We start from the raw sequence: 15,952 nt of genomic DNA on the forward strand, positions 1-15,952 counted from the left end.
AAATTGTATTTAATAAAATTTCGCATTACTTTCTACCATATTTGCTATATGCAACGGTAACTCATCTTTTTTCGATTCCAAAATTTTTTGTGACACTGCACCTAAATGCTTTTTATGTGGTATATAAAAAGCATTTATAGAAATCTCATAGTCAAATAAGTAATCATACACATGATAATCTACAAATAGAAGATCATTTTTCGGAAAAGGAATTTCCTTCCCTTGCAGGGCATACATCAAAGCAATATTATTTTGAGATTTTAATCGATACATTCTTGCAAGTTGATATAATGGCTCAGCCCTAGTTGGTCTATATTCCCACGCTTTTTGAAAATAAAGAACAGCTAATGCTGTATATTGCTCTTCTTGTTTCTTAGCATTTTCTTTTTCATCCACTTCTGTTACTTCAAGTTGTTTATTTGCTGAACGAGTTGCTAATTGTTCATAACAAAATCCTATTCGCAATAACGAATAAAATACCTCTTCAACCCATCCCCCTGCTTCCACTCGTTTTTTATACCATTTAATCGAATCTTCAAATTGACTTAAATGAAAATAAGTTTGAGCTAAATAAAATAAATATCTTATATGCAAATCTGGCGTAGTTTCTGGATCACTCAACCCTTGTAACAACAGCCTCTCATCTCTTTCAAATTTATCCGCTTTACTCCCACCATCACCAGGGTCATTAACGACAAGCGTCTCCAGTCTAGCTACTCTCGTATTGTAATCCTCTCCAACTTTGGAACGATCTATATCCCAATACTCATGAGTAACACCGACTGATTTCCATGGTAAAGACGCTTTTAAAAGCCGTGTAAGCCAATACTTAATATGAATATCATATTGTAATGTAAGATAATGGTCTTCCGTTAAGCTCGTTTTATCGAAATTCGGATCAACCTCTAAAATCATATCCGCATCTAATATTAATAAATAATCTGCTTCTGGGTATGTTTTTTGCGCTAACGATACAGCTAAGCTTCTGTTATAACCAAAGTTTTTAAATGGTTCATGATGAACTGTTCCAGGGATTTCATTTTCTTTACACCAATTTTCAATAATTTCAGGTGTATGATCAGTTGATCCAGTATCACAAATAGAAACAAAATCTACAATTGATTTCGTAGCATTTAAACATCTTTCCATAATTCTAGATTCGTTTTTAACAATCATACAAAGACATAACTTTTTTTCTTCCCCTACATTCTTCACTTGCTCATTTCCCATTTAACCACCTCATATTTTTTTAACACGCTCTCTCCATATGTAACATCATTTCTTAGCTACACTGATGACATAATCATTCTTTTACTATTTATGAAAACTTCATTTTATTTATTCTTATTTTTATGTTGGGACATATTTCATGCAGCGCTTTATACTTAATACAACCAATACAAAAAACATAATGCGGGAATCCGTACATTTCAAAGTCTAAGAGGAGGTTATATTTTGTTGGATTACATTTGGCTAGATGACAAATCACCAATTTTAGCACAACTACCAAGCACCTTTAAATCTGCAGCTATATTGCTACACCCTTTTGTCCAAATGCCTTTAGGATGGGAAAAGTCTATGAGAAAAAAACCATATGAGCACATCTATCCTAGCGCTGAAGAAATCATTCATAATGGGAAATCCGTTTCTTGGAAGGAAATGATGCCTTATAGTGGATTACATTCATACGCAGAATTAGCAATGGCCATGTTGACTTCCATTGGTGCTTTTACAGAAGAATATAAAAGAGAGGATTTAGCTGAAAAGCTACATTCAAACTTAAAAGAAGATCTTTATTATCCAACAGAAGATTATACGTCTATATTTTTATTACATAAATTACTTAAACTCCTCGGTTCTAAAGGTGCAAAAAATTTATATTTCTCTGAACCAATTCTTGATACAAGCGGATTATTAGAGATAAATAATACTACTCCATTAGATATTTGGGACATTAGCAATAATGAGTTAATTATTACTGGCGAAGATAATGAGTATGCGTTTATGAGTATATTTGATTCCTTTACAACCTTATTATTAGCTAAAGAAGAAAATATAGAATATATTGTTCATTCAATGAACGTTGAAGCTGTCATTTGTGGCAAAAAAACGATGATTGATTGGTATTTTTAAATTAGTAGTTTCTTTTCAAAAATCATCCTCTATTTTTTCACAACTTCATGCCCACCGAACTGATTACGTAATGCTGAAACTACTTTTCCATGGAATGTATCATCTTCCTGAGAACGATGGCGCATAAATAATGACATAGCGATTACTGGTGCTGCAGCTTGCAGTTCAAGTGCCGTTTCAACAGTCCATTTTCCTTCTCCTGAAGAGTTCATTTCACCTTTAATACCATCAAGTTTAGGATCTTCTGCAAATGCTTTTTCAGTTAATTCCATTAACCAACCACAGGTAACTGATCCATTCGGTAAAGTTATATAATATCCGTTTCGAAACAAACTCTTTTTCTAGTTTTTGAGTAACTTGTTCTTTCGCTTAATAGGTATGTGGTTTGTTGTACAAACTCAATATTTTCAGTAAGATTTCGTAAGGTGTTAGGGGACAAAAAGTTTTAAATTTCGTGAGCAAATTGTAGTAATAGATTAGATCAAAAAACGCCATCCTTTCCTATGATTCTATAGAAAGAATAGCGTTTTTTTCATTTTAGGTAGAATTTTATTTTGTTAACTTGATGATACTGCGCTTCTATCCCACATCGTCTCTAATTTCAAAACATTTATTCCATTTAATAATCCTTTAATGAAAATAACCAAACTGACATATTCAAACAACTCTATTGACACTTAACACTACACTTCATTAAGGTACATTATTCTAAATTTATTGATGTAGTTGAGATGGACTCACTTTTTGAATTTGAACAAGTATATCAAACGCTTTACCTAATGATATATCAACTGTTTTTGGTATATCAGGCCCTTCGGTAGTTACTCCAGCGAAAATTGGATGTTGTTCGTTCAACCAAGTTTTTGTCACGCCGTTTGCCTTACGTAAATCAATAAAAAATTGATCTTTTTTAACTTGTCCAAAGATGTAGTTATAACTGTTTGGATCATCCGATTTTAATATTCCATATGGGCCAAATTCACCATTGCTATTCTTGACATTGTATTGTCCTTCATAAACTGATGTTCCAATAGATACGTACCGTTTTCCGTAATACTCTGCTAAATACTGCCCAGCTACTTTAGGGTATACAAAAGGAAGCATATTTGTTTTCGAAACGTGGCCATTATGCCCCCATACAATAGTTTTTCCTAAATGTTCTTCAGTCCACTTTACATTTTCATACATTGCAATATCATGTTTCAAATATAAATCAGATGGTTTATCAGGAGGTGACATTAACATTGTAGTAAACTGTTCAATAATACGAGCATTTTGTTTTATCCATGCGAACTCTTTAGATTTCCCATTTAAATAACTTTTATTTTCCTCTAATAAAGCACTAATTTGTTTAGCATCTGAAATATACTTTTCTTTTTCTTCTTTCGTAAGGCTTTCAAAAGTATTCATATCCTTTGTTACAGGAATAAGACCTTTTATCTTCTCTTCTATCCTCGGCACAAGTTTTGAATTGGTTCTTTTAATATATTCTATTATATTATTATAAACATTCTCGTTTACTGATTGAATGTCCATCCCGATGATACGCACTTTAGATTTATGTTTTGGATTAGCATTATATTGCCGAATCCAATCAAGTAAATCTAACATTTCTTTCGTCTTAAATACAGGTGATAGATGCTGGCTTGGATTTCCCTTACCAGTAAGAACATATCGATCAAGTTCTAAAGCTCTGTCCCACCCCTCTTCTAAAACTAGGTTGGTAAAACCCTTTTCAGATACTAAATAATTTACAATACGGTTTTTCATCGTAAAAACTTCATGAGCCCCATGCGTAGCTTCACCTAAACCTACAATTGAAGCTGAACCCACCATATTCTTAAATGGTTTTAAATCATTAAAAGGTGTATTTGGATTTGTTGTTTTTAAAGGCTTCGCGTGCATTTCTAACCATTCCGCTATTTGATTTTTATTGTAGGAAGCTGTAACAGAAACTCCTGTTTTAGAGTCTGCATAAGTACTTCCTACAAAATTAGTCAGTATTATAGCAGAAACACCAAGTGCAGTAATCATTTTCTTTTTCATAAAACCCTCCTGAAATATTTACTTAAAACGATAGCGTTCTTTTATACTTAATTACGAGTATTAAATTTTTTTAGAGCAAGTTGTTTTTTGCACCAAAATGATATATTTTAAACTATAAACCTATGACAAAACTTATCCATTTCGCCTTTTTTCCTACTTCCTAAATTCAGCAAGTAAAATACTTTTAAAAGGATCAGGATTACTAAAGTTAAAGCTGTTCAAATTGACGGCCAATGTATGCTTGCCTCCAAGTGTTCCACCAACAAAAGTGGAAAACCCTAGAACGCTACCTCTGTGTCCCCATACCGAGACACCGTTCGGAAGCTTAAATTCAACGATTCCAAGACCATATCCCGCTCCTTCTCTATCTGTAGGAACTGTAGTAAGCATTTGTTTTAGTTGCTGTTCCTTCAGCAATTTACCACTAAGTAAGTATGAGAAGAATTTATTTAAATCGTCAGCATTAGAAATCATATCTCCATCCGAGCTACCTGGGTTCATATACGTAACGTCTTTTAGCTCACTTGCTCCATCTAGTTGGATATAACCACGGGCATGCTTGGTGCCTGGAATCACGCTTGAATTACCAGGTAGGAATGTATTTGACAAATCAAGAGGTTCAATAATCCGATTTTCAACCTCTTCCGCATAGCTGTTGCCAGTTACTTTTTCAATAAGGATCCCCAGTAATACGTATCCTGTGTTTGAATAAGACCAACCCTTTCCCGGGGCAAATTCTGGGGGAAGGGAAATCCCCATCTTTACAAATTCTTCAGCCGTATACGATTTTTTTGTATCCATAATATCGAAGTCTTTTGAATTCATATATTCAGCAATACCACTTGTATGATTCAATATTTGCCGGATCGTAATCTGGTTACCATCATATCCGTTTCCTTGAATGACACCAGGCAACCATTTTTCAATGGAGTCGTCTAGATTCAAACGGTTCTCTCCAGATAATTGAAGTAGAACTGTTGCAATGAACGTTTTCGTTACACTGCCAATACGAAAGCGAAAATCTGCTTTCATTGGTTTCTTAGTTCTCACATCTGCTACCCCAGCGGTATAACTCCAAGTTTTACCACTCTTAGAAATGTTAGCGAGTATTCCCGGGTATCCAAGTTGTAGTGCATCCCGTATTGCTTTCTTAACGGGAGCACGATCGCTTTGCGTACTTGTTTGTAACGAACTTGATACATTTTGCGACGATTCTGCTTTTACAATTGAGGCTGGTGTTATGTATAACAGGGAACTCCCAGCTATTAATAGCGCTAGACTTCCACATATAATTTTACTGCGTGTTTTCATAAAGCATTCCTCTCCTCTATTTAAATTGTATTGCTGGTTGATAGTTATGTCATATGCTAATCACACAGCTATCAACCCTCCCAATGATAAAAGTCAATACTGAATTTGCAATCATCTATAGACCAATTATTTCTTCAAACAACTCTCTGACCTAATAAATGATTAATCCCTCTTCTTCAGATATCTGTTAACTTCTATAATTTCTTCTTTTCTTCCATAGCGTTTTATTAATTAATTTGTTTTTATATAAATAGATAGTAACTACTCCCCCTCCCGTTCTTCTCTATATTTTGATCATACACATTGAAAATCTCTTTTTTCTTACTCCTTCCTTACAAATTCCTTACGTTCCAAACCACTTCTATATTTCGGTGGTTTTTGTTTTAAGAAAACTTAGTTCTATTAACTTGGTAACATTGGAATAACACCAAATGCCAATCAATTGAAGTAAAGTAAATGCTTCTAAAATGGAAATATTAGGATCCCCTCTTGATGGACATAGAAATCCGGTCCTCAATATAGAGATTTCCTTATGTAAGTATATTCCGTATTATAATTATAAAACCCAATTAATTTCTTATTTTTCAGAAAAATATAAAAATATACCGGAATTTATTGTATAATGTTGTAAAAAGATGTCGGAGGGATTTAATGTTACATAAAATATCTCAATTCACAATTAAGCTTTCATCCATTCTTTTATCACTCTTATTATTATTAAATTTACCTTATTTATTTATCACTCAAAATGGATTTACCTTTCAACCAATTCTTTTTTTTAATCAGATTGTTACTATGTTAAAGGATGTTTTCTCCCCTGAATCATTAGTGGTTATAGGATCAGACCCGAAATTTGGTAGTTTCAAAAAAACACCCTTATTCCCAACCGTTTTAGAACCTTACCTATATTCATTTACTGTATTATTTTTAGCCTTTTTACTTGCGCTCTTTCTATCATCTAGCATGGCATTTTTTTATTTTTTAGCAAAAGATTATATAAAAAAATGGATAAATCGAATTGTGTTCATATTAGAAGCTGTCCCTGATATGATGATGATGATTTGTTTGCAAATATTTTTCATATGGGTACTTAAGCAATTCGGGGAATCTCCTGTCACGATTATTTCTTTTAATGAAAACCGAGCTTATTTACTCCCTATTTTATCTTTAGCAGTCTTACCTACATTACAAATGTTTCGGATGATGGTGTTATACATAAAAGAAGAACATGGAAAAGATTATGTAGAAGTTGCCTATGGAAAAGGCCTTTCATCAAGTTATATACTTTGTATTCATTTATTCAAAAATATATCTATCCACTTCTTCCACCATTTAAAAACGATTTTTGTTTTCTTACTTTCTAATTTATTCATTTTAGAATTTATTTTTAATATGGAAGGCATTATTCAATTCTTATTTAATAAGGCTTTTATTTCACCTCCAGCTGCATTTATCATACTGGTTATGATTATTTTACCGTTTTATACTATTTTTCAAATAATCTCATTCATGATGAATAGATGGCAAAAGCACTTGAAAGGAGTAGCATTATGAAATCTATTTGGAAATCAAAACGCTTTTTAATCGGCTTTACCTATTTATTTATACTTATTTCAGCTAGTTTTATTTATAGTTGGTTCTTTAAAGATAACATCCCAAAACCTCCTCAGTTACTTTACAATGACAATAACGAATTACTTGGAAAGGCCCCCTTTCCGCCATCGTTAATTCCGCCTTTTGGATCTGATCGTTTTGGAGAGTCTGTTTTCTTTCAAATTATAGAAGGAGCAAAATTTACTATTCTATTAGCCGTGGCAATTAGCTTCTTTCGAATTTTATGCGGAACATGTATAGGAATCCTCTTAAGTTTATTTGCTCCAAAACTCAAGAGATTTTTCCAGGGATGCTCAGAAGTTTTTTACTATATTCCAACTCTATTTATCGCATTCATACTTATTACGCCCGTTAATATTGTAATCACATCAAATGCTGATGGGTTAGATCCAAATATTTCATTTACGTTTTATCAAGTACTCGTACTTATTTTCGTCGCTCTGCCTACACTTTCTTTATATATATCCTCAGAGGTTGATGAATTTATGAAACGAGATTACATTTTAAGTGCACAATTATTAGGTGCTAGCCGTTTTCATATTATGAAAAAACACTTACGAGTCTTATTACTTGACCGCTTATTTGTATTATTTATGGAACATATCGTCCAAACACTCATACTCGTTATCCATTTAGCGTTGCTTAACATTGTAATTGGCGGGATACAAATGCGTGAACTATATGACGGAGTGCTCAAACCTGTTTCTCTATCTAATGATTGGGCAGGTCTTATTGGCTTAAATCGTAATGAAATGAATCTTTCATGGTGGATCATTTTTTATACTCTCGCTTCATTCTTTATTACGATTCTATTTATTAAGCTTATGACACTCGGGATTCAAGATGCACTGAAAGCAAGAGATTCGCAAACTGTAGCAATTCAAACCGTTCCTGATCATAAAAAATTTGTTAAACATAAAGATTCTTTTTCTTTTGCAAATAAAGTGAACCTTTAATCCTGTCTCATTAATCAAGTATGGATTGGCATTGATATTAGTAGAATATAAAAAAGATGATCCCTATTGCATACAGGGATCATCTTTTTATGCAGTCTAACTTTTTTACATGTACTTTGTTAGACTCATATTTTTTATATTTAATGTGAATTATTTGCAATCACAATTATGCTGTTTAAAATCGATTACCATACGTCCTTGAATTCGACCTTGTTCCATTTCTTCGAATACATTTTGTACTTTATCTAGAGAACAAGTTTGAACAACAGGCACTACTTTTCCTTCTGCACCGAACAGAAATGCCTCTTCTAGATCCTTACGAGTACCGACTAGAGAGCCAACCACTTCAATTCCATCTAGTACAAGTCGCGGAATGTTTAAATCCATCGTTTCTACTGGTAAACCTACTGCAACGACTTTACCACAAGCACGTACTGCATCAACTGCAGAGTTGAATGCTACTTTTGAAACAGCTGTTACTACAGCAGCATAAGCACCACCAAACTCATCTTGAACAATCTTATCAGCAGGACCTTGAGAAATTGGATTGATTGTCATATCAGCTCCAACCTCTTTTGCTAAGGCTAATTTATCGTCATTAATATCTACTGCAATTACCTTTGCACCAAATACGTTTTTAGCATATTGAATAGCTAGGTTACCTAATCCACCACAACCATAGATGACGATAGGTTGGCCAGGTTTAATATTGGATACTTTTATAGCTTTATATGTAGTTACACCCGCACATGTGATTGATGATGCTTGAGCTGGATCTAATCCTTCTGGTACTTTCACCGCATAATCAGCTGTCACAATACATTGTTCAGCCATACCACCATCTACTGAATAACCAGCATTCTTAACTTCACGGCAAAATGTTTCTCTACCAGTCACGCAATATTCACAACGTCCACAAGATTGGAACATCCATGCAATACTTACACGGTCCCCCACCTTTAGTGAAGTAACATCATCAGCGATTTTCGTCACAATACCTATACCCTCATGACCAAGAATACGGCCATCTGTGTTTCCAAAATCATGATTTGCAACGTGTAAATCAGTATGACAAACTCCACAATACTCTACATCTACTAGCGCTTCACCTGAGTGTAACGGACGTAATTCCTTTTCAATAATTTCAATGTTTGCTTTACTATTTTTATTAACTACTACTGCTTTCATATGTGATCTCCCCTTTAGTGTTTTAGAATTTTTCATGAGTTCATCTCACAACTTCTGTCTTCACTAGTTTGGCTAATCATTGTGCCAAGTTTAAGTGTTCAATCATCATTACATGTTCATCATAACATGACACTTCAAAAACAAATTGTGAAATTATGAACAATGTTTGAATTGTTGTATAAATCGTTTTATATTTTTTTAAATGAGAGTCATCACTGGCTATAAGTAAGTCACATATTTCTACAAGAAAATAAATAAACAAACTATTCACTAATAAAAAAGGGGCTGTCTCATAAGTCTCTTTCGAAGTAAGATCACATGAAATTGAAAAAGCAGAAACGTTATAAAATCAACATTTCTGCCTTTCACTTTTTATACGATTTTGGCTAAAAAGCACCTTTTGAGACAGCCTCTTTTTTATATTCGTTTCATCGAAATTGTTTCCCGAATACTTTGTAGATTTTGCAACGTTTCTTCTTGGCGTTGTAACGATAACCCAACGTACAAAGTATCTAATAAACTTAACTGCGCTAATCTTGATGAACTTGCTTCTGTGCGGAATTCCGTTTCACGTGTTGAAGTGTATAATGTAATATCAGCCAGTTGAATTAATGCCGATTTCTGATATCTCGTAATCGCAATAATTTTAGCTCCTCTTGCTTTCGCTACTTCTAACGCTTCCAGTAACCCTTTATTGCTACCAGAATGAGAAATGCCGATAACAACTGAATTTTTCGAGAGCAAACCCGCTCCTATAATTTAGAAATGAGAATCAGTATGAGCGATACATGAAATACCCGTTCTCATAAATTTATGATATGCATCCATCGCAATAATACCAGGACCACCATTTCCGTAAAACTCGATTCGACTTGCTTCTTGCAAAGCTTTTACAGCTTGCTCTAATGCCGTATCATTTAACAACTGCAATGTATCTTGTAGTCCTGTAATATGTGAATGAAAAACTTTTTTAGCAACAGTTACCATACTATTCTTCTGCTGATACTTCTTCATGAATATTTTGCATCGGTGTATGGACAATTTCACGAGCTAATGTAATCTTTAAATCTTGGAATCCTTGCAAACCGAGGTGTTTACATAAGCGAAATATCGTAGCCTCAGAACTATTCGTAACTTCTGCTAACTCAGTAATAGATTTATGTACAACATCTTGTGGATGTTTTAAAATATGTTCAGCAATACTTCGCAATTTCGGTGATAAACCGTTTAACGAAGCTTGAATCTTTCCAATCCCACTTCTTGTACCAGGCATAGCATATCTTCACCTTCAATCGTAGCTTTATCCCGTAAAAAAACAATTGGTGTGGGTTAATAATCAGTGGGTATAGACCCTCCACGGATTAAAATTTCATTTTATTGTACCTAATTATTGAAAGAAGAAAAACCTTTATTAGACTTAACTATAACATTTTAATTGCTCCTATGTATTCTGTCATACTATGCGAAACATTTATTCATACTTATTATTATTTTCCCCATGTTTCACTGCATACAATGCAGCTTGCGTACGATCATCTACTTCTAATTTAGCTAAAACATTTGAAACATGTGTTTTTACAGTTTGTTCTGTAATATGAAGCACTGCTGCAATTTCTTTATTACTTCGCCCTTTCGCAATTTCACGAAGTACTTCTTGTTCTCTTTTCGTTAACATAGAAAAAGGGTTTTCTTTTTCTTTCTTGACTACTGATCGTCCTAATAGTGCTGGTGTTACTTTCGGATGAAAATTCGTATTTCCTTCATGTACTGCAATAATAGAAGCTACAAGTTGCTCAGGTTGTACTTCTTTTAATTGATAACCATCTGCTCCGGCTTCAAGTGCTGGTAAAACATAATCTTGCTCTGAAAAACTGCTTAATATTAGTATCTTTATCGTTTCATCATATTGTTTTATTTGTTTTGTTGCTTCGATGCCATCCATCTTCGGCATTGATAGATCCATTAATACTACATCTGGCCTTTTTGTTTGGACGAATGTTAACGCATCTTCTCCATTTTCTGCTTCCCCAACAATTTCAAATTCTTCTCTCGTTTTCAAAAAGAATACAAGTCCTCTTCGAACGATATGATGATCCTCAACTAGTAGTAATTTAATTTTCAACCTTCTTCTCCCCTTCAAACTGGCAATTGAATTTCAATTTTCGTACCCTTTTTCAGCTCCGTTTTTATTTGAAATGATCCCCTCATTAACTGAATACGTTCCTTCATACTTTTTAAACCGAGTGCTGACTCTCTTACTTGCTCTTGTATAAATCCTATTCCGTTATCCTCTATGTAAAAATACAACTGGTTATCTTCTATTTTTAAAAGAACATGTACCTTTTCACATGAAGCATGTTTTTTACAATTATGTATCGCTTCTTGACTAATACGCCATAAAACTTCTTCTATTTCATCACCAATTGAAACCATTCCATCAATTCGAACTTCCACGTGAATCCCTAACAACTTTCCGTAATTTTTAATTGCTTCAGCTAACCCTTTCTCTAATCCTTCCGGTCTTAATTGCCAAATCAAAAGTGTCATCTCTTGTAATGCTTCTTGTGATAATTCTCCAATATAGCTCAACATCTCTTGCAAGTCTCTATCTTGCGTCATATTTAGCGTACCTTTTGCTGTTAGCATAATAGAAAATAACAATTGTTTTACTGAATCATGTAAATCACGTGCAAGTCGATTTCGTTCAGCTACTACTACATATTTACGTTCTTTTTCCACTAGCTGAATACGTTGGATTGTCGTCCCTATTTGAAATGCAATTGATTCTAATAATGCTAATTCTTCCTCTGAAAAATGTGTTTTTTGAGGCGCGGCCACATTTAAGAGACCAAACTTCTCCGACCCGGACCTTAATGGAATTGTCGCATGGTGCGTAACATCTTCAGTATCTCCCCAATTACATTCAATCGCATCCTCTATTCGCTTACATTCAATAATATTCGTCGCTTTTTCTAATCTTCCATTTACAAAACGCTCTACACACCAGCAATCTCCTTCACACATCGGCTTCTTCTCTTGCCATGTAAGAGCTGGCGGTAAGTTTTGATCTACAAGCATACGGTATTTTCCACTTTCATCAATAAAAAAGATCCAGCCTGTTTGTAAATTCATAACTTGTAACAAAGTATGTAACACTTTTTCTAACATGTCTTGTAAATTTGTTGCTTCATTTAATAATTCAGCAATTGCTTTTAATGCCTCTAAACGATGCATCTCTTTTTCTTCAAAGTTCATTTTCATCACCATCTACCATTATAACATTAAGAAATTTCTAAATTCTACAAATTAAAAAGAACTGAATTCCTTCAGCTCTTTTTTATATCAATCATTTTATTATTATTTTTCTATCCAATGCTGAAAGCAGCATTTCCGTTACCAAACTATTCTACTTTAGCTATCCGATAAAGATTGTCCACCTTTGCTATGCTGTAAACTTTCAGTAGTAACAAGCATATTTACTGCTGGCATTTGCACTTGATTCTTATGGAACATAGACATTAATTCAAATCTTACTTGTCTAGAAGTTTCAAAATAATCTTCTGGCTTTATTAAACCTGTAATACAAAATTCATATCCAACGTATTTCAGATTCGGGTTTAAATCTGTAACACCTACATATTTAAAAGGTTCAACAGCTTCATCCTCTACTTGATAAAGACTTGGGGCCAACTTTTCATTACAATTCACACAAACTTCCTCTAACAATTCCTTAACTCTTGTCGGATCTTCCTGATAACTTACCGTAATTCGTTCAATTACGCGCATCCAGCCTTTATTAAAATTTTGTATCGTTCTAATCTCTCCGTGTGGTATGGTAAGGAGTTTTCCTGACCATTCACGAATTTGCATAAAACGAATACTAATTTCCTCAATCGTTCCTGAGTTTGTTCCGTTAAAAGTAACAAAATCGCCAACACGAAACTCTTTGTCCGCTAATCTCGCAAAGCCTAATATAACATCTTTCAGCATCTGTTGTGCAGCAAAACCGATAACAACCCCCGCTATCCCTGCACCTGCAATGATACTTTTTATATCTACAAATTGGCTAATTAAATATATGATTAGACTAATGATAATGATATATCTAAAAATAGATCGAATCACACTTTGAATCGTTTGCTCTACCTCTTCATCAAAAAAGCTTGATTTCCTAAAAAACCAATCAATAATGCGGTTTATGACAAATGAAATAATGATTAGAACGAAAGCAAATAGTAAAAATCTTAAAAGTAAAAACTCTCTTACATAATTAAAAAATTCTTCAGTATACGTTAATAAACTCATCTAACCACTTCCTTACTAATTAAAAAATTCATAATCATCTCAGTTTATTCTAGGAAAATCTATTATCTTCTCTAAAACGTCGCTACCCTTACTATGTATTTTGACTTTATTACTAATTCACTTTAAACAGTATGTCTAGATGTTCTTTTCCTTTCCCTTTAAATATACCCTTTTTAATAACCTAAAGGGAGCTAATCGTGAAATTTTTTAAGCGTTAAAACTTTATTCTACTCATTACGATTTCAACTAATTTATTCATTAACTAGATAAAAAAAGAGCTGAATTATCAGCTCTTTTATTCGATATTAATTGTTGTTTTACTGTTTTTTTCTTCTTTCAATTTTGGCAATTCAATTGTCAGTACGCCATCTTTATAATTTGCTTTAACATTTTCTTCCTCAACTCGTTGAAAATTAAAGCGTCGAGTTACAGAACCTATAGAACGTTCTTTACGAATATATATGCCATTCTCATTTTTTTCTTCTACTTCATTATGATTAGTTGCTTGAATCGTTAATACATCTTGTTCAAATTCAACTTGAATGTTTTCTTTTTGAAAACCCGGTAAATCTGCTTTTACTGTATATTTATCAGATTGTTCATGAACATCTACTTTAAAAGTATCCATGTTCATCGGTTTAAAGAAAGCATCTGTCATTCCTTCTAATAAAGAAGGCCCAAAATCAAAAATACCATTTTGACGTTTTGTTATCTCTGGAAATAAATTACGCATATTTTTTCCTCCTTATTATTTATGAATGAAAGATTATCTCTTTCTGCCTTTATTATAACACTTGGTCAAAAAAGGTCAAAGATTTTATTTGACCTTTTTTGATGTATATTTTACCAAATAAAACAAATAAGTTATATGACTTCTCTCCCTCTTATAAAGAGGAAAATATTCACATAACAACGAATAGTATACTTGCTCTTATTTTTTCTTACGGAGGTTACATGCAATGGGGTATATTGAAGAACTTAGAAAAGTTGTCGGATCAAGACCACTCAATCTAGCAGGAGTTGCTGTAGCTGTTTTCAATGAACAAGGACAAATATTACTTCAACAAAGGCGAAATGGTATTTGGGGTGTTCCTGGTGGATTCGTTGAACTTGGTGAACCAACAGAAGAAGCTGGGAGACGAGAAGTGTTCGAAGAAACAGGGATTGAAATAGGAACCTTACAGTTAATAAGCGTATTTTCTGGAAAAGAATTTTTTGTAAAATTACCAAACGGGGATGAGTTTTATCCTATAACAATCGCATATCTTTGCAAAGACATTAAAGGCGGCTTGCTAAAAGCTGATAGGATCGAATCATTAAGTGTACAATTTTTTGATTTTGATAAGCTACCAGAAAATATTAGCCCATTTATAAAAAAATTAATTGAGCAAAACCTCGTCTCAATTTAAACGTAAAAAGAGACCTTTTTTAAAGGCCTCTTTTTTTACTTCACTTCTGCGTTTAAACAAGATTTAAAATGTCCAAGTGCAAATTCATGCCCTTGCGCATTAAAAGATGCAACCGCCTTTTCATAAACTACAATTTTAAACCCTTTATTATAAGCATCTACTGCTGTATGAAGAACACAAATATCAGTACATACCCCTACAAGGTGAACCTCTTCAATTCCTCTTTCTCTTAACTTCATCTCTAAGTCTGTTCCTGCAAATGCACTATATCGCGTTTTATCCATGTAATATACATTCTCTGCATTTTTATATGTTTCGTACACATCTTGTAATTCACCAAACAAATCTCTTCCATTTGTACCCGTTATGTTATGAGGCGGAAATAATTTTGATTCAGGATGATATACATCGTTGTCTTCATGTTTATCAATAGCAAAGACAACGTAATCTCCATTTTCGATATATCGCTTCGTTATATTTACAAGTTCTTTCTCAATTTCTTGACCGGGTTTTCCGCAAGTTAAAGCACCTTTTTCCGCTACAAAATCATATGTATAATCAATATTTATAAGAGCTCGTTTCATTACTATCTCTCCTTCTCCTGTTTCACAGTAAACAATAGAAAATTTGTTATTACGACATCGTATGTACTATTCGACATTTCAAATGAAATACCTACATTTTTCTTCTGAAACTTACCTTATTCCGAGTTTATCATATAATAGCTAAACAATGGTAAAACAAATAGACCCTATCGATAAGTCATAAATTTGATAATGGAACGTAACTTGCATCATAAACCAAATTACTGACATCATCATATTAATCAAGAAGATACAAATACACCAGTTCACCTCTTCAACCGCTTTTTCTGTCATAGTAGTAACAAGTGGTCTCTTCCTAATTTAATCATATTAGAAAACGAAACAAGTGATTCACTATTACAACCTCTAGTATAAACAAAAAAGTACACTACTTTTTGAGTAATGT

The 15,952-nt window shown here is 33.3% G+C and carries 13 protein-coding genes and 3 pseudogenes; 4 read left to right on the plus strand and 12 right to left on the minus strand.

Features of this window, described 5'->3' with window-relative positions:
• Positions 1-9: 9 nt before the first annotated feature.
• Positions 10-1,230 (minus strand): tetratricopeptide repeat-containing glycosyltransferase, encoded by a 1,221-nt coding sequence (locus ACTFNE_RS08555; RefSeq protein WP_270705407.1) that lies wholly within the window; start codon positions 1,228-1,230, stop codon positions 10-12.
• A gap of 139 nt (positions 1,231-1,369) precedes the next feature.
• On the opposite strand from ACTFNE_RS08555, the pseudogene ACTFNE_RS08560 reads away from it, so the two are divergent.
• Positions 1,370-2,133, plus strand: a pseudogene (locus ACTFNE_RS08560) (DUF2711 family protein).
• 29 nt (positions 2,134-2,162) lie between these two features.
• Here the strand turns inward: ACTFNE_RS08560 and ACTFNE_RS08565 are convergent.
• The 3 genes and pseudogenes from ACTFNE_RS08565 to ACTFNE_RS08575 all read right to left on the minus strand — a co-directional run.
• A pseudogene (locus ACTFNE_RS08565) lies at positions 2,163-2,432 on the minus strand (6-phosphogluconate dehydrogenase); the annotation flags it as partial.
• Positions 2,433-2,847: 415 nt separating this feature from the next.
• Complete coding sequence (locus tag ACTFNE_RS08570) at positions 2,848-4,179, minus strand: erythromycin esterase family protein (protein WP_046197506.1); 1,332 nt, start codon at positions 4,177-4,179, stop codon at positions 2,848-2,850.
• A 153-nt stretch (positions 4,180-4,332) separates the two neighbouring features.
• The gene (locus ACTFNE_RS08575) at positions 4,333-5,490 is read right to left on the minus strand and encodes a serine hydrolase domain-containing protein (protein WP_046197507.1); all 1,158 of its coding nucleotides are present in this window, start codon (positions 5,488-5,490) and stop codon (positions 4,333-4,335) included.
• A 651-nt stretch (positions 5,491-6,141) separates the two neighbouring features.
• Between ACTFNE_RS08575 and ACTFNE_RS08580 the strand changes: the two genes are divergently transcribed.
• The gene (locus ACTFNE_RS08580) at positions 6,142-7,044 is read left to right on the plus strand and encodes an ABC transporter permease subunit (RefSeq protein WP_046197508.1); all 903 of its coding nucleotides are present in this window, start codon (positions 6,142-6,144) and stop codon (positions 7,042-7,044) included.
• A complete protein-coding gene (locus ACTFNE_RS08585; RefSeq protein WP_046197509.1) occupies positions 7,041-8,060 on the plus strand; it encodes an ABC transporter permease in 1,020 nt (339 codons plus the stop codon). Before ACTFNE_RS08580 ends, ACTFNE_RS08585 begins: the two co-directional genes overlap by 4 nt.
• A 150-nt stretch (positions 8,061-8,210) precedes the next feature.
• Here the strand turns inward: ACTFNE_RS08585 and adhP are convergent, their stop codons facing one another.
• The 6 genes and pseudogenes from adhP to ACTFNE_RS08615 form a co-directional block, all read right to left on the minus strand.
• Positions 8,211-9,248, minus strand: coding sequence for an alcohol dehydrogenase AdhP (adhP, locus tag ACTFNE_RS08590; protein ID WP_046197510.1), 1,038 nt, complete (start codon positions 9,246-9,248; stop codon positions 8,211-8,213).
• Positions 9,249-9,665: 417 nt separating this feature from the next.
• Positions 9,666-10,521 (minus strand): annotated as a pseudogene (locus ACTFNE_RS08595) (MurR/RpiR family transcriptional regulator).
• A 198-nt stretch (positions 10,522-10,719) separates the two neighbouring features.
• Positions 10,720-11,370, minus strand: a complete 651-nt coding sequence (locus tag ACTFNE_RS08600; protein WP_046197511.1) for a response regulator — start codon at positions 11,368-11,370, stop codon at positions 10,720-10,722.
• 14 nt (positions 11,371-11,384) lie between these two features.
• The gene (locus ACTFNE_RS08605; RefSeq protein ID WP_141108617.1) at positions 11,385-12,482 is read right to left on the minus strand and encodes a sensor histidine kinase; all 1,098 of its coding nucleotides are present in this window, start codon (positions 12,480-12,482) and stop codon (positions 11,385-11,387) included.
• Between the two features lie 177 nt (positions 12,483-12,659).
• Positions 12,660-13,553, minus strand: coding sequence for a mechanosensitive ion channel family protein (locus ACTFNE_RS08610; RefSeq protein ID WP_046197513.1), 894 nt, complete (start codon positions 13,551-13,553; stop codon positions 12,660-12,662).
• 295 nt (positions 13,554-13,848) lie between these two features.
• Positions 13,849-14,286 carry an Hsp20/alpha crystallin family protein gene (locus ACTFNE_RS08615; RefSeq protein ID WP_001245061.1) on the minus strand — a complete coding sequence of 146 codons (438 nt, stop codon included), beginning with the start codon at positions 14,284-14,286 and terminating at the stop codon, positions 13,849-13,851.
• A 226-nt stretch (positions 14,287-14,512) separates the two neighbouring features.
• Here ACTFNE_RS08615 and ACTFNE_RS08620 point away from each other — a divergent pair, with 226 nt between their 5' ends.
• Positions 14,513-14,962 (plus strand): NUDIX hydrolase, encoded by a 450-nt coding sequence (locus tag ACTFNE_RS08620; RefSeq protein ID WP_046197514.1) that lies wholly within the window; start codon positions 14,513-14,515, stop codon positions 14,960-14,962.
• 35 nt (positions 14,963-14,997) lie between these two features.
• Here the strand turns inward: ACTFNE_RS08620 and ACTFNE_RS08625 are convergent, their stop codons facing one another.
• Together ACTFNE_RS08625 and ACTFNE_RS08630 are read right to left on the minus strand one after the other, a co-directional pair.
• Positions 14,998-15,546, minus strand: coding sequence for a cysteine hydrolase family protein (locus ACTFNE_RS08625; RefSeq protein ID WP_046197515.1), 549 nt, complete (start codon positions 15,544-15,546; stop codon positions 14,998-15,000).
• 141 nt (positions 15,547-15,687) lie between these two features.
• Positions 15,688-15,840 (minus strand): hypothetical protein, encoded by a 153-nt coding sequence (locus ACTFNE_RS08630; RefSeq protein ID WP_168770395.1) that lies wholly within the window; start codon positions 15,838-15,840, stop codon positions 15,688-15,690.
• Positions 15,841-15,952 lie beyond the last annotated feature (112 nt).

The sequence above is a fragment of the Bacillus cereus group sp. MYBKT111-2 genome, from assembly GCF_051915205.1.
GTDB lineage: Bacteria > Bacillota > Bacilli > Bacillales > Bacillaceae_G > Bacillus_A > Bacillus_A paranthracis.

Excerpts from the sequence above, each read along its gene's own strand:
- ACTFNE_RS08555 (WP_270705407.1), bottom strand. The coding sequence starts at position 1,230 with ATGGGAAATGAGCAAGTGAAGAATGTAGGGGAAGAAAAAAAGTTATGT.
- ACTFNE_RS08570 (WP_046197506.1), bottom strand. The coding sequence starts at position 4,179 with ATGAAAAAGAAAATGATTACTGCACTTGGTGTTTCTGCTATAATACTG.
- ACTFNE_RS08575 (WP_046197507.1), bottom strand. The coding sequence starts at position 5,490 with ATGAAAACACGCAGTAAAATTATATGTGGAAGTCTAGCGCTATTAATA.
- ACTFNE_RS08580 (WP_046197508.1), top strand. The coding sequence starts at position 6,142 with ATGTTACATAAAATATCTCAATTCACAATTAAGCTTTCATCCATTCTT.
- ACTFNE_RS08585 (WP_046197509.1), top strand. The coding sequence starts at position 7,041 with ATGAAATCTATTTGGAAATCAAAACGCTTTTTAATCGGCTTTACCTAT.
- adhP (WP_046197510.1), bottom strand. The coding sequence starts at position 9,248 with ATGAAAGCAGTAGTAGTTAATAAAAATAGTAAAGCAAACATTGAAATT.
- ACTFNE_RS08605 (WP_141108617.1), bottom strand. The coding sequence starts at position 12,482 with ATGCATCGTTTAGAGGCATTAAAAGCAATTGCTGAATTATTAAATGAA.
- ACTFNE_RS08610 (WP_046197513.1), bottom strand. The coding sequence starts at position 13,553 with ATGAGTTTATTAACGTATACTGAAGAATTTTTTAATTATGTAAGAGAG.
- ACTFNE_RS08615 (WP_001245061.1), bottom strand. The coding sequence starts at position 14,286 with ATGCGTAATTTATTTCCAGAGATAACAAAACGTCAAAATGGTATTTTT.
- ACTFNE_RS08620 (WP_046197514.1), top strand. The coding sequence starts at position 14,513 with ATGGGGTATATTGAAGAACTTAGAAAAGTTGTCGGATCAAGACCACTC.
- ACTFNE_RS08625 (WP_046197515.1), bottom strand. The coding sequence starts at position 15,546 with ATGAAACGAGCTCTTATAAATATTGATTATACATATGATTTTGTAGCG.
- ACTFNE_RS08630 (WP_168770395.1), bottom strand. The coding sequence starts at position 15,840 with ATGACAGAAAAAGCGGTTGAAGAGGTGAACTGGTGTATTTGTATCTTC.